A 17,250-nucleotide genomic window follows, 5' to 3' on the forward strand; every position below is an offset into this window, starting at 1 on the left:
TCTATTTTCACGGCTGAAGGCCGCAAAAATCAGCGGCGGAGCTTCCTGGCCGCCTTCTCCTGACTGGCCTCCCGCAGGTTGATGACGATCAGCAGGATGAGCACGGTGGCGAACAGCAGGGTGGAGATGGCGTTGACCTCCGGACTGATGCGTTTTTTGGTCATGGCGTAGATGCGCATGGCCAGGTTGGCGGTGGTGGAGCCGGCGGTGAAGTAGCTGATGACAAAGTCGTCCACCGACATGGTGAAGGCGATGAGCAGGCCGTTGACGATGCCCGGCTTGATCTCAGGCACCACCACCTTCCAGAAAGCCTGCATCCAGGTGCAGCCCAGGTCCTGGGCCGCGTCCACCAGGTTCTTGTCCATCTGCCGCAGCTTGGGCATGATGGACAGGATCACATAGGGGATGTTGAAGGTGATGTGGGCGATGAGCATGGTGCCGAAGCCCAGATAGAGCTTGGTGGGCAGATCGGTGCCCAGACTGGCGTTGATCCACTCCGCAGCCTGTCCCCACAGGGAGAAGGCTGCCACAAAGAACAGACACATGCTCACACCGGTGACAATATCGGCGTTGACCATGGGTATATTGTTGATGGTCATCAGGGGGCCGCGCCAGCGCCGCTTCATGTTGTAGAAGCCAATGGCGGCGAAGGTACCCGCCACGGTAGCGATGACCGCCGCCAGGACGGAGACTGCCAAGGTGGTGTAGAAGGCGTCCAGGATCAGGTCATCCCGAAGCAGCTCCCGATACCAGTCCAGGGTAAAGCCGGCCCATACCGAGCGGCTGCTGGAGTCGTTGAAGGAAAAGACGATGAGTACCAGAATGGGGGCGTAAAGGAACACAAAGACCAGCGCCATGGAGAGGCGGCGGAAGAGAGAGGCGGAACGGCTCATAGCATCACCGCCTGTTCCTCGCCCTCACCGAAGCGATTCATTACCGACATGCAGATGACCACGATCACCATCATCACCAGCGCCACGGCGGAGCCCAGATAGGGGTTATAGGCCGAGCCCTTGAACTGCATCTCAATCAGGTTGCCCAGCAGAAGATGCTTGCCGCCCCCCAGCAGATGGGAGATGGCGAAGGTGGACACCGCAGGGACGAACACCATGGTGATGCCCGAGAGGACCCCAGGCAGGGACAGGGGCAGGGTCACACGGCGGAACACCGTGACCGAATCGGCCCCCAGGTCCCGGGCGGCCTCGATCAGCCGGTGGTCCAGCTTGACGATGACCGAGTAGATGGGCAGGATCATGAAGGGCAGGAAGTTGTACACCATGCCCAGCACCACCGCGCCCTGGGTGTTGATCATTTTGAAATACTCGATCTCCGTGCCAAAGAGGCCGTTGATGAGGTCGAACAGGCCGATAGCGTCAAAAAAACGGTTGAGCAGGCCGGTGTTCTCCAGGATGGACATCCAGGCGTAGGTGCGCAGCAGGAAATTCATCCACATGGGCAGCATGATGAGCATCATGGCCACCCGCTGGAAGCCGGCTCCCTCCCGGGCCAGGAAACAGGAAATGGGGTAGCCCACCAACAGGCAGATCACGGTGGCGATGAGGGCCAGCTTGAAGGACCGGGTGAAGACCACCGCGTAGTCCCAGATGCGGGCGAAGTTGTCCAGGGTGAAGCCGCCTCCGGCGGAAGAAAAGGCATAGACCACCACCATCAGAATGGGGATGACCACAAAGATGGCCATCCAGACCACATAGGGGATGGAAAACAGGGAGAGCTTATTCCGCTTCATCTCCGGCCTCCTCCCCCTCTGCCTCCTCGGGGTCATAGGCGGCGTCGCTGATCTCGTCATACTCCTCGCTGTAAGAGGAGTAGTCTCCAAACATGCCGGAGTAATGGCTCTTCTTCATCACGTGGAAGCCGTCGGGATCGATCTTGATGCCGATACGGCTGCCCACCGGGGACAGGTCCGTGGTCTGGATCAGCCATTTGAAGCCATAGAAGTCCACGATGATGTCATACTGCATCCCCTTGAAGGTGACGGAGGTGACGGTCCCCTTCAGCTGGCCCTGCTCCTCTGGCACGATGTCCACATCCTCGGGGCGGATGACCACGTCCACCGGCTCGTTTGGGGCAAAGCCCTTGTCCAGGCACTGGAAACGGCGGTTGAAGATCTCCACCACGCCATCGGTGCGCATAATGCCGTCGATGATGTTGGACTCGCCGATGAAGTCGGCCACAAAGGCATTCTGAGGCTCGTTGTAGATGTCCTCCGGGGTGCCGATCTGCTGGATCTGCCCCTTGTCCATCACTACCACCGTGTCCGACATGGACAGGGCCTCCTCCTGGTCGTGGGTGACATAGATGAAGGTGATGCCCATGGCTTGCTGGATGCGCTTAAGTTCGTTCTGCATGTCTTTGCGCAGCCGCATATCCAGCGCCCCCAGAGGCTCATCCAGCAGCAGCACCTTGGGACGGTTCACCAGGGCGCGGGCAATGGCCACCCGCTGCTGCTGTCCACCGGACAGGGAAGACACAGAGCGCTTCTCAAACCCCTTCAGGTTGACGACATCCAGCATCTCCATGACCCGCTCCTGGATCTCCTTCTCAGTGAGCTTGACTTTTTGACGACGGATGACCTTTCCCTTCTCGTCCCGCTCCTCCTTCGCCTTGGGGATGCGCAGGCCGAAGGCGATGTTTTCAAAGACGTTCAGGTGGGGAAACAGAGCGTATCTCTGAAATACTGTATTGATGGCCCGTTTGTGCGCCGGGACAGCATTGATCCTCACACCGTCAAAAAATACGTCGCCAGCGGTGGGCGTCTGGAAACCACCGATAATGCGCAGAGTGGTGGTCTTGCCGCATCCACTGGGACCGAGCAGTGTGAGGAACTCCTTGTCATGGATATTCAGCGTAATGTTATCGAGCACGACCTCGTCGTCAAACGCCATGGTGCAGTCCACCAGGCGGATCAACTCCTTGGACATGTATCCTCCCCCATTTCCTTTCAACTTACAGCTTGTCAGCTCCCTCGGTCTCATTCCCGCCGCTGTCCGCAGCAGAGGGACAGCTGGAGGTCCCGGCGGGGATTCACAGATAGCGAGATACACTATATCCGCTTACCGATAAAATGTCAATGGATTTTGTCGAAAATCTCGGTGAAATCCCCCCGCCGGAAAACCGGGAAAGCCCGGCCGGAGCAAGGAAAACTGGGGGTGCGCCGGAGTGAGGGGAGATCCCGGCGGACCGGCGGGGATCACAGGGAAAAGCCGGGAAAATATTCCGTCACGAAGTCCACCTGCTCCACCTGGAACTGCTGTCCGTCCAGAGGAGCCAGCGCCCCGGCGTCGGTAGTGAAGCAGAACTCCAGCCGGTAGGAGTACAGGGCCTGATAGCTGCGGCCGTAGCGCTTGTTCTGCCGCTCGCTGCCATATTTGCCGTCTCCCAGCAGGGGGTGCCCGGCGGCGGCGAACTGGGCCCGGATCTGGTGGGTGCGCCCGGTGATGAGCTGGCAGCGCACCAGGGAGAGCCCGTTCCGGACGGCCAGGGTCTCGTACAGTGTGACGGCCGTCTTGGCCCCCGGCCTGGGACGACTGCTCACGGTGACCTGTTTTTTTGCCTCATCTTTCAGAATGTAGCCCTCCAGCCGGCCCGCGGGGCGCGGGAGAGTTCCGTGGACTATGCAGAGGTAGTATTTTTTCAGCTCACGGTCCCGGATCTTCTGGTTCATCACCCGAAGTCCCTCCGCCGTTTTGGCGGCGATGACGATGCCCCCGGTGTTCCGGTCGATACGGTTGCACAGGGCGGGGGCAAAGGCCCCCTCCTGGTAGGGGGACCACTCCTTTTTCTGGTAGAGGTAGGCCTGGATGTGGGTGATGAGTGTGTTGACCCGCTCCGTCTCGTCGGGGTGGACCACCAGGCCGGGGCGCTTGTCCACTAGAAGGATGTGCTCATCCTCATAAAGGATCGTGAGTTTGGGCTGGTAGAGGGAGAGAAAGGCGTTTTCCGGTGTGGGGGTCTGGAAAAACTCGTCGTTGATATAAAGCTGGAGCAAGTCCCCCTGGACCAGACGCACGTCCCGCTTTGCCCCCCTGCCGTTGAGCTTGACCCGCTTGAGACGGATGTACTTCTGGGCCAGCGGGGCGGGGAGGAGGGGGAGGGTCTTGGCCAGCCAGCGGTCCAGGCGCTGTCCAGCGTCGTTCGTTCCAACGATAAATTCCTTCATGGGGCAAGTCGGTCCCTTCCACAGTATTGAGCGTGTGATATCCTGCCACCATTCCACCATATTCTTGTTTTTTTGTCAATCCCGATTTCGCCCGGCGGGCCGGCGGGGCGCCGCAAAAAAATTTTTTCCTCAAATGCAAAAAAGTATTTGACATTATTCCCCGATTTGTTTATAATACTCGCTGTACCATTCTGCGAGTATGGGGTCCATACCCCGGAGGGAGGTTCCATATGCGGCTGGATCTGAAGGACATCATCCACGTTCCGGGCGCGTCCAAGGACTTCCAATTTCAGCTGGACCTGTCCCAGCTGGAGTTTTATGGCTCCCATCCCATCAGCCGGCCGGTAGAGGCCGCGGGCACCGTGACCAACCACGCCGGGGCCTTGGAGCTGACGGGCACGGCCCGCTCCCTTCTGGACCTGGCCTGCGACCGCTGCGGGAAGGAATTTTCCCGGGAAAAGGCGGTGCCTTTGGACTGCCTCCTGGCCGATGAGCTGGAGGACGAGGAGAACGACGAGATCGTGCTCCTGGAGGGCAGCGAGGTGGATCTGGACGAGCTGGTGACCACGGCTTTCGTCCTCGCGATGGATACAAAGAACCTTTGCTCAGAAGACTGCAAAGGGCTGTGCGCCAAGTGCGGAGCAGACCTGAACCTGGGTCCGTGCGGGTGCAGACCTGAAGTGGATCCACGATTGGCGGCGCTTGCGCAGCTGTTGGATGATGAAAACTGAGTAGTCCGAGAAGTGCCTGCGGGAGAAACGCAGGGCACGTAAACCGAAGGAGGTGTCACCAATGGCGGTTCCCAAAGGAAAAGTTTCGAAGGCCAGACGCGATAAGCGGCGCAGCTCCCACTGGAAGCTGGAGACTCCCGGTATCGTGACCTGCCCCAAGTGCGGTGCCTATCGGCTGCCCCACCGGATGTGCAAGTCCTGCCTGACCTATAATGGCCGCGAGTTCGGCCAGGTCGAAGCCCAGTAATAAAAAAAGACGCTGTGTGCAAACACAGCGTCTTTTTTTGTCCTGCTGGCTCCAACAAAATTTCCCCCTGGATTTTGCATCGGGGAGAAGGCAGGAAAGTTTGGAAGGAGTGGTACGCCTGAAAGAGAAGAAACAGATCCCGTGGAGACGCTGGACCGGACAAGCGTCAAAAGAGATGAGATCCTGCTGGGAGGCAGTTTTCTATGGGGAAAACTGGGAGGATCCAGACTCTGGGGACAACAAAAGGGTGCTGAGCAATGAAAAATTTCTTGAAATCCCGGGGAAATGCGGTACAATGGTCCTATATGACAAACAAAGGAGGTCCCCCAATGTCCGATTGTCTGTTCTGTAAGATCGTCGCGGGAGAGATCCCGTCCAACAAGGTGTATGAGGACGAGCAGTGCTTCGCCTTCTATGACATCGATCCCCAGGCGCCCACCCACTTCCTGGTCATCCCCAAGGCCCACATCGCCTCCGCTGCCGAGGTGACGGCGGAAAACAGCGGGGCGGTGGCCCACATCTTTGAGGTCATTGCCAAGGTGGCCAGGGAGCTGGGACTGGACAGCTACCGCATCGTCTCCAACATCGGGGAGCAGGCGGGGCAGAGTGTAAAGCATCTGCATTTCCATGTACTGTCCGGCCGGGATATGACTTGGCCTCCGGGCTGAGAGGAGCCTGCTCCCCGGGGCCCCATCGAAGATGGGGCGGCGCCTTTGCGCCGCAGTTTCTCCGCCGCATCGCGGCGGAGAAACCCGGAGGGCGGATCTACTCCGTCCGAGGATAAAGATATGGGTTCCCAATGGGGCCAGCCCCATTGGGAGGAGCAGGCGGGGCAGAGTGTAAAGCATCTGCATTTCCATGTACTGTCCGGCCGGGATATGACCTGGCCTCCGGGCTGAGAGGAGCCCCGAGACGGATCTTTGTAAAAAGGGCCTGGGCGGCTGTGCACAGCCGCCCAGGCCCTTTTTAGAATATCCTACAGAGAACAGTTGCAAAAGGGAGCCGTTTCCTTTATGATAGAAGGAAAGAGGCCGCAGGCCGAGATGCGGAGAACGGCTGGGGAGATTTCTCAGGCTGGGTATCGATACGAAACTGCAAGGAGACCAATATGAATATCATCAAGATCATGACTCCCAAGGCTCTGACCGTGTTTTTACATACAGGGGACACGGTGCGTCAGGGACTGGAGCTGCTGCGGCAGCATGGATACACCGCCATCCCGGTGCTGAATGACCAGGGAGAATACCTGGGCAGCATCACAGAGGGGGACTTCCTGCGTCATATTTTGGCCGTGGGTACCACCGACAGGAAGGCTCACGAGAAGTACCGCATCGGGGGCCTTCTCCGCCCGGACTTCTGCCCGCCGCTGGGCATCCGGGCCACTCCGGATCAGGTGGCCCAGGCGCTTCTGCGGCAGAACTTCATCCCCATCGTGGACGACCGGAACTGCTTCTGCGGGATCGTCACCCGGCGCTCCTTCATGGCCTTCCTGGTGGAGCGGACAGATCTGGAGGAGCTGGAGGCATCCCCGGTGTAAAGAGAAAACCTCTGTACCGTGTGGTACAGAGGTTTTTTGTCAGCCTTATTCCAATCACACAGCGCGGGTGACCTTACCGGAACGGAGGCATCTGGTGCAGACGTACACGTGGGTAGGAGTGCCCTTCACGATCGCCTTCACGCGCTTCACATTGGGCTTCCAGACACGGTTGGAACGGCGGTGGGAGTGGGAGACCTGGATGCCAAAGGTGACGCCCTTGTCGCAGAATTCGCATTTAGCCATGTTGCTTACCTCCTCGCTATGAGAGTACGCTTATAGAAGCATCGACTGATATAATACCAGATGTTGCGTGAAAATGCAAGAGTTTTTTTCAAAAACTCCGCTTATTCTCAGGAGTGGAAGGGCAGGGGCAGCCTGTGGCCGGCCGCCCCTGGAAATTTTACGGGCACGCTCTGGCAGTTTTGACGAAAAAGGAGAGGGCAGCATCTCCTGCCTGTGTAAAATAGGACAAGAAAAAACAGCTGTTCTCTTGCGTGCCGGGTGGAAATGAGCTATACTAATCCAGAACCAGAATATAGGAGAGGGGTGCACCCTGTGACAGAGACCCAAAACAGCGTCCGTCTGGGCGAGATCATCAAGGAATTCCACCTGGAGCTCCTCCACGAGGGAGAGGACTACCAGAATATCCCGCTGCGGACCCTGGACGTAAACCGCCCCGGACTTCCGCTGTCCGGCTTTTTTGAGCATTTTGACACCAAGCGCCTGCTGGTGATGGGACTGACCGAGACTACCTATGTCAGCGGCATGAGTGAAGAGCGGCGCCGGGAGAGCTTTGACCGACTGCTCTCCTACCCGGTGCCTGCCCTGATCTATACCCGGGGCATCGACCCGTTCCCAGAGTGTATGGAGATGGCCCAGAAATACGGGCGCACCGTGCTGCGCACCCAGGAGCAGACCTCGGCTTTTATGAGTTCTCTCATCGGCAGTCTCTACAACCATCTGGCTCCCCGGATCACCCGGTCAGGCGTGATGATGGAGATCTACGGCGAGGGGGTGCTCTTCCAGGGAGAGTCCGGCGTGGGCAAGAGCGAGGTGGCCATCGAGCTGATCAAGCGCGGCCACCGCATCATCGCGGACGACGCGGTGGAGATCAAGGAGACCAACCATGGCACCCTGGTGGCTTCCGCCCCGGAGCTGATCCGCCACTACATGGAGCTGCGGGGCATCGGGGTCATCGATGTACGCCGCCTGTTCGGCATGGGGGCCATCAAGATGAATCAGGAGATCGATATGGTCATCAAGCTGGAGCCCTGGGATGACACCGCAGTCTATGACCGCCTGGGCCTGGAGAACACCTACACCGAGATCCTGGGGGTGCAGCTGCCCGCCCTGACCATCCCGGTGAAGCCGGGCCGGAACCTGGCCAGCATCGTGGAGGTGGCGGCCATGAACAACCGCAACCGCAAGATGGGCCACAACGCGGCGCTGGAGCTGACCAGAAGAATGGATCAACATTTTGCCCGGAAGATGGGTGTGGGAGATGAATGAGATGTATATCGGGCTTGACATCGGCGGCACCAACATGGTGGCCGGACTGACCAATGGAGCGGGAAAGATCATCAACAAGGTGAGCCGTCCGGTGAACAAGGCGTGGGACCCGGCAGAGCTGTGCCGCCAGTCCGCCCAGCTGGCCCAGCAGGCGGCGGAGGTGGGGGGCTTCGCCGCAGATCAGATCAAGGCAGTGGGCCTGGGCCTGCCCGGTCTGGTGGACAACAAGACGGGCTATGTGATCCAGACTCCCAACATGCCCTTTGACAACACTCCCATCCGGGAGATGTTCCAGGCGGAGTGGGACGTGCCCGTCTATCTGGGCAACGACGCCAACTGCGCCGCTATCGGTGAGTACTGGGCCGGCGCGGCCAAGGACTGCGACCCCGCAGTGGTGGTCACCCTGGGCACCGGCATCGGAGGCGGCCTGGTGGTGGGCGGCAAGCTGTACACCGGCTTCGCCCAGTCCGGGCTGGAGGTGGGCCACATGATCATCCGGCCCAACGGCGTGCTGTGCGGCTGCGGGAACCGGGGATGCTGGGAGCAGTACGGCTCCGCTACTGCCCTGATCCGTATTGCCCAGGAGGCCATGGAGCGGGACCCGGGCAGCGTGATGTGGGAGCTGTGCCAGGGGGACCGCTTCCGCGTGGACGGACGTATCCCCTTCCAGGCTGCCCGGCTGGGGGACCTGTCGGCAAAGAAGGTGCTTCACCGCTATCTTGAGGGGCTGTCCATCGGCCTGATCAACCTGGTGAACATCCTCCAGCCGGAGATCATCTGCCTGGGCGGCGGCATCAGCAACGCAGAGGACGACCTGCTGCTGGACCCCCTGCGGGGGCTGGTGCTGGCGGGCTGCTTCGACAAGTCCAAGCCGCCGCGCCTGGAGAGAGCCTCCCTGGGCAACGACGCCGGAGTGGTAGGGGCTGCCATGCTGTACAAGATGCTGTAAGGGCCCGGCTCCCGGCCGGGAGAGCAGCGGTGGAACAAGAACAGGGCGGCCTCCGCAGATGCGGAGGCCGCCTCGGCTTGTGGAAAAAGCTCTCCTGTGAGGAATTCCGCCACCCGCAGGCGACGGAATAAAAGTTTGATTTCGTCATTTCCAAGGGCGTGTACCTCGGGAATGACAGTCTCTCCGCCCATTGCCTGGCTGGCAGGCTCCTGAGAACGTCCAGGTTCAGAGGACAAAATCCTCGTCCTTCAGCCTGGAGAAATCCGCCTTAGCCGGGCGGGGAGGGACCCGTTTCAATGGGTCGTACTTGAAGGATCGGCAGCTGGAACCGGCAGACATGACCCCCTTCCGGTCGCAGATCACCTGATCCTCGCTCAGGGCGCGCCCACGGGCGCAGTAGGTGCAGCGGGGTTCGATCTTTTTTTGAAACAGGCCCATGAAGGTCCCTCCCAATGCGTTGTTGGGACCATTATACTCTCTTTGGCCTGGGTTTTCCACTGCTTTTTTTCACCATATAGACGGCCAGTGCCACAAAGAGCAGCCAGACGCCCCAGGCGGCCGCGGTGGAGATGGTTAGGGCACGCTGAAAGTCCAGGCTGGCGATGCCCTCCACCTGTTCCGCCAGGTAGGAGGAGACCGGCGCCTCCAGGGGGAAGCGGCGGACCAGCAGGGCAGTGAAAAGGGCGGAGAGGCCGCCATGGAGCAGCTTGCCGGTGAGGTAGGTCCGCAGGGACAGGCCGCTGTCTCCCAGAAAGGCCAGCACCTGGCAGTGGACAGAGAGGCCGGCCCACCCCAGCATGAAGGCGGCCATGGACAGCCGGCCGGTCACTGTGCCCGCTCCGGTGAGGGAGGAGACCCCGGAGGAGAGCTCCAACAGGCCGGTGATGAGCCGCTGAGCCCATGCCTGATCCAGCCCCAGGGGGGAGAGCAGAGCGGCCGTCCCGCCGGCCAGAGCGCCCATGACGCCGGAGAGAAAGAGCATCCGGATGACAACCGTGAAAAACAGCACGAAGGCACAGATGTTCAGGGTGGAGGACAGGGCCCCGGTGATGGAGTGGGTGAAGGCCACGGGGAAGCTGGCTGCCTGGAACTGGGGGGCCGCATGTCGTCCCGGCCGGGGTCCCTCGCCGGGCCGGTAGAAGCGGAAGAGCAGGCCTACGCACAGGGAAGCGGCGATATGTGCCAGATAGAGGAGCAGCCCCGCACGGCTGCTGGCGAAGATCCCGGTGCCCACCACCCCCAGGATAAAGGCGGGACCTGAATTGTTGCAGAAGGCCAGCAGCCGTTCTGCCTCTGTTTTGGAGCACTGGCCGTTCTCGTATAGGGCGATGGCAGTGCGGGCCCCCACCGGGTAGCCCCCCACAAAGCCCAGGGCGAGGGCGGAGGAGCAGGCGCCCCCCACCCGGAACAGGGGGGCCATGACCCCCTCCAGCAGACGGCCCAGGTAGCGGCTCATCCCCAGCTCTACCACCAGGGAGGAGAGGACAAAGAAGGGAAAAAGGGAGGGGATGATCACATTGCCGCACAGGGCCAGCCCGTCCCGGGCGGCGGCCATACTCTCCTGGGGCCAGCGCATCAGGGCCAGAACAGCGCACAGCAGAGCCAGACCCAGCATCAGGTCCCGGTATTTTCTTCTGGAGAACAGACGGCCCATGGGGCTCACCTCCCGGCGCAGAGCGGGCCGCACGGAACGTGCGCGGTCCCTTATGGATCTATATGCGCGGGCAGAAAAAAGATGCCCTTTTTCTGAAACAGGAGAGAAAACTGCCCCGGCGCGGTCTCAGGACCGCGCCGGGGCAGTTCAGTTGGAAGAAGGGGCTTCAGCCCTTAGTGATGGTCACAGCGTCGTTGTTGGCAAAGGCGGAGGGGCTGTAATAGCGGGTGCCGTCCTCGGCCAGGCGGTAGTGCTCCAGGAAGTCCCAGGCCAGCCGGAACTCCTCGGGGTAGCAGTTGTGCTCCCGGGCCAGGGTGCGGGTGAACTGGACCAGGGGGATGCTGTTGCTGTCCGCCCAGGTGTAGGTGTAGTAGCGGCCGCTCTCGTCATAGCTGGAGCAGGCGGCCAGGAAGCTGGTGTGGTCGTTGGGGGTGAAGGTCACATCCAGGCCGTTCATCTTCTGCGCGCCGGTGACCCAGTCATGGATGGAATTGTTATCACCGGAGAGCCAGGGAGCGGCCACCAAGCTGTCGATGTCGGCCTGACCGGCCAGCAGATAGCTGGGCATCATGCTGTCAGCGGTAAACTGGGTGTTGTTGAAGGAGGTGGAGGCCACAGCGGCGAAGTAGTAGGCCTCGCTGTTGTGGGTCAGGGTCTGGACCGTCCGGCTGCCCAAGGAATGGCCGGTGCCGTACACCCGGGTGAGGTCCATCTGGACACCAGCCTGCTTGCTGACCACCTGGTCCAGCAGCAGCAGGGCGGAGCGGGTCATGTTGACGTTGTCCTCTTCATCGCCATAAATCAGGCTGGCGGCGCTGGAGTTGCAATACTCGCCCATGATGAGCAGGACGCAGCCCTCGTCGTTGGCCACGGCCCAGTAGCCGGAGCAGTCCATAAAGGTAGAGGCGGCCTGAGTCATGCCGGGGAAGACCACTAGGACAGGAGCACCCTCAGCACTGTTGTTTTTCACAGAGTCGGGGATGTAAATCAGAGACTCGCGGGGGTCCAGGACGCCGTTGCTGTCATAGTCGTTGAAAGCGGAGATGCAGGAGTACACTGTACCGCCCACCAAGCTACCGGGGACGGAGACCCGGGTGGACTCCAGGGCCCGCAGCTCCACAGTGGCATCGCTGCCGTCATAGCCATCGAAGGTATAGGTGGCGATGGCCTTGCCGCTCTCCGCGGCAGTCCGGGCAGCCTTGGTGGCCTGATAGTAGTCCAGACGGTAGGCCAGGTTGTTGCTGTAAGCAAATTGATAGGTGTAGCGGGTGTAGGCGGCCAGGAAGTCCCGGATCTGGGCGGCGTTCAGGTCAGCGCCGTCCTCCACCCGGACCTGAGAGATGCCGTAGCGGGTATTGGGGTCCCACGTCTTGGCGTTCTGGTTGGCATAGCGGGTAGTCCAGGAGCTGGAGGAGATGCTTTGACGATACAGCCCATCCACTGTGGGGACAGCATAGGCGTCATTGACGTTCTTCCAGTAGCTGACGCTGGCATCCCCCTGGGGATAGCCGGCGAAGAGGGTGGGCACAGGGACATCCACATTGGTCATGAAATTCGCGGAGGCGATGGCACCGTCGTTCTTCATGTCAGTCAGGGTGGCAGTGAAGTCCTCATCGCTATAGCCGGGGTGATAGGTGCTCACGTTATAGCCGTTATAGGTGCGGGCAGCGGCCTCGTCCAGATAGCCGGAGCCCACGCTCTTGCCGCCGATGAAGGCCTGGCTGATGACGTACAGGGGGTTCTCGGCGGTCCAGGACTCCAGCACCGCGCAGCCCTCGCCGTAGCCTACATAGTAGTTGCAGGAGTGGCCGGTGAAGAAGGAACAGGTGGTGCCGTCGCTGAGGGTCACCTTGCCGGTCTGGACCACGCCGCCGGGGGCGGTCTCGCGGGTGCCGCCGGCGTCGTTGCCGATCACCTCGCCCAGGCAGGCCTCCAGATAGGCGGCCTCGCTGTCAGGGGTGCCCCAGCCGCCCTGGCCGGGCTCCAGGACAAAGAGGAGCTCGCCATAGGTGTCGGCCTGCTCCAGCCAGCCCTGCTCCTGAAGGAAGGCGTAGGGGTCCGCAATGCCGTCGGGCAGGGCTATGACGGTGATGTAGGCGCGGAGGGCGGCGTGCTGGCCCACATAGAGCTTGAAGGAGCGGCCGGCGGCCTCGCCGTCCTGGAAGGTGTAGGTGTAATAGCCGATGACGGGGTGCTCATTGACTTCAGTGCGGTCGATAGGCAGGGAGCGGGTCTCGCCGCTCCTGCTGGTGTGGGAGAGCAGATACCGGTTGAGATCGGTGGGCGCGGCGGAGGCCGCGGAGGCGCCCACAGACAGGCCCAGGACCAGGGCCATTGCCAGAAGCAGGGACAAAGCTCGTTTGCGCATGATGATTTCCTCCTCATTCCCTCGTTTGTTGGTGCGTGCTGGGCGCGGGCATCGCTGTCAGCGGAGTCTAAAGACAGCAATTAGACAAAATTTACAATTTTTCCTGCGCTTTCGTCTTTATTATAGCTGTTTTGACTGCCGCTTTCCAGTGAGAAATTTTGATAAATGGATGGGGAAAATGCATGGGATGGGATGAGAGAGGGGAAGGAGGTCAGCGGGGCCGGGAAGAGGACCGGATGGAAAGGGCGGAGCATACCCGGCCCAGGGTGAAGCGGTACATGCCATATAAGAACAGAGAGAGGACGAGGACCACCAGGGCGCAGTTAGCCAGGCCGGCCAGCTCGCTGGGAGTGAAGCTGCCGCTGTTGAAGTACAGGATCATGGCGAAGAAGGCGTAGATCAGCAGGGTGCCCGTGCACAGGGGGACGAAGAACACCCGGGAGATCTGCCCCTTTACCGTGCGGCGGAGGAAGGCGCTGGAGGCCCCCAGATGCCGCAGGTCGTCATAGACCCGGGCGTTGGTCATGGCGATGGTCATGCAGCGGGTAAAGAGGATGACCACCATAGCGGCAAAGCAGACGATGGAAACAAAGACGAACAGCATCAGAAAGACCGCCATGGTAGTGGTAAAGTCCGCCTGGTCCAGCACCCGGAAGCGGGGCATGTATTTCCAGGAATTCCGGAAGTTGCTGGAATCCCGCTGGTCATATTCAATGGGAGAAAATCCATTGGGTTCCAGATGGGCCGGGTCCAGGAAGTAGTAGCCCTTCTCTGCCAGATAACGGTCCCGGACCACCGGGTCCCAACCGTCGAAGAGAGCCACCTCGGGGCCGGAGCGGTCCACGATCTCGTCGAACAGGGCCCTTGCAAAGAAGTAGGTGTCCTCCTCGTCCTCCACGTCAAAGACGGCCACCACCTCCCGCCATTCATCGGGCAGGCCCTGGATGATGCGGGCATAATCCCCGTCGTCCAGCACCCGGTATCCCAGAAGGGAGGTGCTGCGCAGGGGCTCGGCCGGCGTGACGGCCAGCTGTTCCCCGGTGAGGTGGTTGGTGACCAGGGAGATGCTGTTCCCGGCGCCGCTGCTATCCCCGTTGCGGTCATAGACTGTGGCCGCTGTACCGGGTTCCAGATCCAGGTCATCCCCGGTAAGGATGTTCCAGGCGCTCTCCGACAGGAACACATCAGAGGCAGTTTCCTCACAGTAGACCACATCGTAGGTGGCGCCCAGGGGGCCCTCCGATACAACATCGGCGTAGCCGTCGTAGGCGAGCACCGCACCGGACTGCTGGGCGTAGCGGGTGACAGTCACTCCCATCTCCTCTGCCAGATGGAGCACCTCCTCCCGGCCGGGCATGTCCTGGTCAGCCCGGTAGTGGAACAGGTAATCGAATTCCCGGTCCTCCGTTGTGGACGAGGTGCCGCTGCTCAGCATAGGGATATAGAAAGCGGCAAAGTAGGCCCCGGCGGCCAGCACCGTCACCACCACCATATTCCGCACGGTCTGGCGTCCCTGGAACTGCATCATGCTGGAGGTGATCAGGTCCCTGTAGCGGCTGCTGCCCCGCCGCCAGCCGTTGACTACCGTGTGGAGGAGGATCATGTAGAGGCCGGCCAGGGCGGGCAGATAGAACAGGGCCGTCAGGGCGTCGGGGGCGTACCAGTGGAAGACCAAAATAAAAAATTTGGGGGCCATATAGCCCAGAAAGCCGCCCGCCGCCAGCAGGATGATGCCCAGAGGACCGTACCACCGGGGGACCGCACGGATGGGCTCAGACTTCCGGGACTCGTTGACCACGTCCAGGATGTTGGTCCGCCGCAAAAAGCGGCCCAGCATAACGCCCAGCATGACAACCACAAAGAGGGAGAAGGCCAGGGCCAGCAGATAGGCATGGGGGTCAAAGGCCAGGGCCATCTCCTCTGAGTCCACCAGCAGGAGCCGGAACCCCTGCCAGATGAACCAGGCCAGCGGGGTGCCCAGCAGGGCGCCCAGGGCACAGGCGGACAGGGACATCAGAGCCAGCTCCCCCGCCAGCACCCGGCGCAGCTGGTCCTTGGAGGCACCCAGGGCCAGCAGGATGCCCACATCCCGGGACTTGTGGCGGAAGAACAGGCCGGAGGCGTAGGTGGTGAATACGCCGCAGCCCAGGACAGCCAGCACGAAGATCATGGTCATCTGCTTGCGGCTGTCGCCCCCCTCGGGAAAGACGGAGAGCACCGTGGGGGAACCCATCATGGAGGCGTAAGCGGTGATGAGGAGCACGGAGACGAAACAGCACAGGGTGAGCAGGGCATACTGCCCCAGGCTCTTCCGCCGCAGGGCGGCGGTCACTTGGGAGAAACGTGTCATTGGGCGCTCGCCTCCCCCATCTCCCGCACCGCGTCCAGCAGCTCGTCCTGGAAGGTGCGTCGGTCCTTCTCGCCGCGGGCCAGGGTGCGCCACACCCCCCCGTCCCGCAGGATGATCACCCGGTCGCAGAAGGAGGCGGCAAAGGAGTCGTGGGTCACCATGAAGATGGTGGCCTCCAGGTCCGCCTTGGCCTGGAGAAAGGCGTCGATCACCGCCCGGGAGGAGCGGGAATCCAGATTTCCGGTGGGCTCGTCGGCCAGCAGGAGCATGGGGTGGTTGATGAGGGCACGGGCCACGGCGGTGCGCTGCTTCTCGCCGCCGGAGATCTCCGCCGGATACTTGTCCCGGATGGCACCGATGCCGAAGATGCCGCACAGGCGGTCGGCGGCCTGCTCCATGTCGCCTCCGGTCTCCCCGGCGATGATGCGGGGCAGGAGGATGTTGTCCCGGACCGTGAGGCCGTCCAGCAGCAGGAAGTCCTGGAACACGAAGCCCAGCTTCTTGTTGCGCACTGCGGCCAGGGTGTCCTCGTCCAGCCGGGCCAGCTCCTGGCTGCCCAGGCGGATGCTGCCCGAGTCGGCGGGGATGTAGCAGGAGATGCAGTTGAGCAGGGTGGTCTTACCCGAGCCGGAGGGGCCCATTACGGCCACAAATTCCCCCTTTGCCACCTCCAGGGACACGCCCTTGAGCACCTCATAGGTGGTCTTGCCTACCTGATAGCTTTTGTGCAGATCTTGTACAGAGAGCATAGTGATCCTTCCTTTCTGCTCCCAGCATAGCAGGGGAGGTGGATGGGAAGCAACTGCCCCTGTCACAGACGGCGGGCCGGGTGAAAATTTTGGGGATGGGATGTCATATTTGACCGCTCTGCTGTCAAACTTGGTTTGGAAGGGAAGCAGAAATGTGGTATCATACTCTCTGTACACTGAGAGGGAGAAAAATTCCGGGAAAACAGGGGCCGCCCCGGCGGGGAGGCGCGGCACAAGGCCATGGGAGGTGGACGGTTTGCTTCAGATCGGGATCTGCGACGACGCACGGGAATCCCGCTTCCAGCTGCGGGTGCTGCTGGAGCGGGCGCTGGAGGGGCGGTCCGCGCCGGCGCGGCTGCTGGAGTTCTCCTCCGGAGATGCGCTGCTGGGCTGGATGGACCGGCACGCGGGGGAGCTGGATCTGGTGTTCCTGGACATCGAGATGGAGGGGACCAACGGCATGGACACGGCCAGGGCCCTGCGGGAGGCAGACCAGAGCCTCCAGCTGGTATTTGTCACAGGGTACAGTGACTATGTGTTTGACGGCTATGAGGTGGGAGCCTTGGGATACCTGCTCAAGCCCGCCGGGGCGGAGGAACTGGAGAAGGTCCTCACCCGAGCGCTGACCGCCCTTCAGCGGCAGGAGGAGGAGCTCTTCTTCTGCCGCAGCGGTGAGGTGTTCTACCGCATCCGGCGGGACGCCATCCTGTACTTCCGCTCAGACCGGAGGCAGGTGACCTGCGTCACCCCCAGGCGTGCCTACATTTTTTACGGGAAGCTGGACCAGGTGGCTGCCCAGCTGGGGGCGGAGTTCGTCCGCATCCACCAGCGATATCTGGTCCGGGCGGGGGCGGTGGACCGGGTGACAGGGAGCGAGGTGTGGGTAGGGGAGGAGATCCTGCCCATCAGCCGCTCCTGCCAGCGGGAGGCGCTGCTTGCCTTGACACGGGCGGCGCTGGAGTAGGGAGGAAATGGA

Annotated in this window: 18 protein-coding genes; 8 read left to right on the forward strand and 10 right to left on the reverse strand. The window is 61.4% G+C overall.

The genetic code is table 11. From position 1 onward, the window contains the following. Window positions 1-29: 29 nt before the first annotated feature. The 4 genes from BN1969_RS08305 to BN1969_RS08320 all read right to left on the reverse strand — a co-directional run bounded on the left by BN1969_RS08305 (window position 30) and on the right by BN1969_RS08320 (window position 4,180). On the reverse strand, window positions 30-893 hold the full coding sequence (locus BN1969_RS08305; RefSeq protein WP_050623875.1) for an ABC transporter permease: 864 nt from the start codon (window positions 891-893) through the stop codon (window positions 30-32). Next, a complete protein-coding gene (locus BN1969_RS08310) occupies window positions 890-1,747 on the reverse strand; it encodes an ABC transporter permease (protein ID WP_050623876.1) in 858 nt (285 codons plus the stop codon). The genes BN1969_RS08305 and BN1969_RS08310 overlap by 4 nt, the downstream gene beginning before the upstream one ends. Further along, window positions 1,734-2,942, reverse strand: a complete 1,209-nt coding sequence (locus tag BN1969_RS08315; protein WP_050623877.1) for an ABC transporter ATP-binding protein — start codon at window positions 2,940-2,942, stop codon at window positions 1,734-1,736. The genes BN1969_RS08310 and BN1969_RS08315 overlap by 14 nt, the downstream gene beginning before the upstream one ends. Window positions 2,943-3,211: 269 nt before the next feature. Continuing rightward, on the reverse strand, window positions 3,212-4,180 hold the full coding sequence (locus BN1969_RS08320) for an RluA family pseudouridine synthase (protein ID WP_050623878.1): 969 nt from the start codon (window positions 4,178-4,180) through the stop codon (window positions 3,212-3,214). Window positions 4,181-4,410: 230 nt separating this feature from the next. On the opposite strand from BN1969_RS08320, the gene BN1969_RS08325 reads away from it, so the two are divergent. The 5 genes from BN1969_RS08325 to BN1969_RS08340 all read left to right on the forward strand — a co-directional run bounded on the left by BN1969_RS08325 (window position 4,411) and on the right by BN1969_RS08340 (window position 6,695). Continuing rightward, complete coding sequence (locus tag BN1969_RS08325; protein ID WP_050623879.1) at window positions 4,411-4,911, forward strand: YceD family protein; 501 nt, start codon at window positions 4,411-4,413, stop codon at window positions 4,909-4,911. A gap of 61 nt (window positions 4,912-4,972) precedes the next feature. Continuing rightward, entirely contained in the window at window positions 4,973-5,158 is a 186-nt protein-coding gene (gene rpmF / locus BN1969_RS08330) for a 50S ribosomal protein L32 (RefSeq protein WP_050623880.1), read from the forward strand. Between the two features lie 329 nt (window positions 5,159-5,487). Next, window positions 5,488-5,826: a histidine triad nucleotide-binding protein gene (locus BN1969_RS08335; RefSeq protein ID WP_050623881.1), complete on the forward strand. Its 339-nt coding sequence runs from the start codon at window positions 5,488-5,490 to the stop codon at window positions 5,824-5,826. Window positions 5,827-5,946: 120 nt separating this feature from the next. Beyond that, a complete protein-coding gene (locus BN1969_RS17910) occupies window positions 5,947-6,057 on the forward strand; it encodes an HIT domain-containing protein (protein ID WP_242850302.1) in 111 nt (36 codons plus the stop codon). A 209-nt stretch (window positions 6,058-6,266) separates the two neighbouring features. Further along, a complete protein-coding gene (locus BN1969_RS08340; protein WP_050623882.1) occupies window positions 6,267-6,695 on the forward strand; it encodes a CBS domain-containing protein in 429 nt (142 codons plus the stop codon). Window positions 6,696-6,749: 54 nt separating this feature from the next. On the opposite strand, the gene rpmB is transcribed toward BN1969_RS08340, so the two are convergent. Then, entirely contained in the window at window positions 6,750-6,938 is a 189-nt protein-coding gene (gene rpmB, locus BN1969_RS08345) for a 50S ribosomal protein L28 (RefSeq protein ID WP_050623883.1), read from the reverse strand. A 312-nt stretch (window positions 6,939-7,250) separates the two neighbouring features. Between rpmB and hprK the strand changes: the two genes are divergently transcribed. After that, window positions 7,251-8,204 carry an HPr(Ser) kinase/phosphatase gene (gene hprK / locus BN1969_RS08350; RefSeq protein WP_242850303.1) on the forward strand — a complete coding sequence of 318 codons (954 nt, stop codon included), beginning with the start codon at window positions 7,251-7,253 and terminating at the stop codon, window positions 8,202-8,204. Between the two features lies 1 nt (window position 8,205). Further along, entirely contained in the window at window positions 8,206-9,153 is a 948-nt protein-coding gene (locus BN1969_RS08355) for an ROK family protein (protein WP_050623885.1), read from the forward strand. A 225-nt stretch (window positions 9,154-9,378) separates the two neighbouring features. Here BN1969_RS08355 and BN1969_RS08360 read toward each other — a convergent pair whose 3' ends face one another. The 5 genes from BN1969_RS08360 to BN1969_RS08380 all read right to left on the reverse strand — a co-directional run bounded on the left by BN1969_RS08360 (window position 9,379) and on the right by BN1969_RS08380 (window position 16,274). Further along, window positions 9,379-9,591, reverse strand: a complete 213-nt coding sequence (locus BN1969_RS08360) for a hypothetical protein (protein ID WP_050623886.1) — start codon at window positions 9,589-9,591, stop codon at window positions 9,379-9,381. Between the two features lie 31 nt (window positions 9,592-9,622). After that, window positions 9,623-10,807 (reverse strand): nucleoside recognition domain-containing protein, encoded by a 1,185-nt coding sequence (locus tag BN1969_RS08365; RefSeq protein ID WP_050623887.1) that lies wholly within the window; start codon window positions 10,805-10,807, stop codon window positions 9,623-9,625. Window positions 10,808-10,973: 166 nt separating this feature from the next. Next, complete coding sequence (locus tag BN1969_RS08370) at window positions 10,974-13,175, reverse strand: hypothetical protein (RefSeq protein WP_050623888.1); 2,202 nt, start codon at window positions 13,173-13,175, stop codon at window positions 10,974-10,976. A 211-nt stretch (window positions 13,176-13,386) separates the two neighbouring features. Next, complete coding sequence (locus BN1969_RS08375) at window positions 13,387-15,525, reverse strand: ABC transporter permease (RefSeq protein ID WP_050623889.1); 2,139 nt, start codon at window positions 15,523-15,525, stop codon at window positions 13,387-13,389. Continuing rightward, the gene (locus BN1969_RS08380; protein WP_050623890.1) at window positions 15,522-16,274 is read right to left on the reverse strand and encodes an ABC transporter ATP-binding protein; all 753 of its coding nucleotides are present in this window, start codon (window positions 16,272-16,274) and stop codon (window positions 15,522-15,524) included. Before BN1969_RS08380 ends, BN1969_RS08375 begins: the two co-directional genes overlap by 4 nt. Window positions 16,275-16,530: 256 nt before the next feature. Between BN1969_RS08380 and BN1969_RS08385 the strand changes: the two genes are divergently transcribed. After that, window positions 16,531-17,238, forward strand: coding sequence for a LytR/AlgR family response regulator transcription factor (locus BN1969_RS08385; RefSeq protein ID WP_050623891.1), 708 nt, complete (start codon window positions 16,531-16,533; stop codon window positions 17,236-17,238). Window positions 17,239-17,250 lie beyond the last annotated feature (12 nt).

It is taken from the genome of Clostridium phoceensis (assembly GCF_001244495.1).
Taxonomy (GTDB): Bacteria; Bacillota; Clostridia; order Oscillospirales; family Oscillospiraceae; genus Lawsonibacter; species Lawsonibacter asaccharolyticus.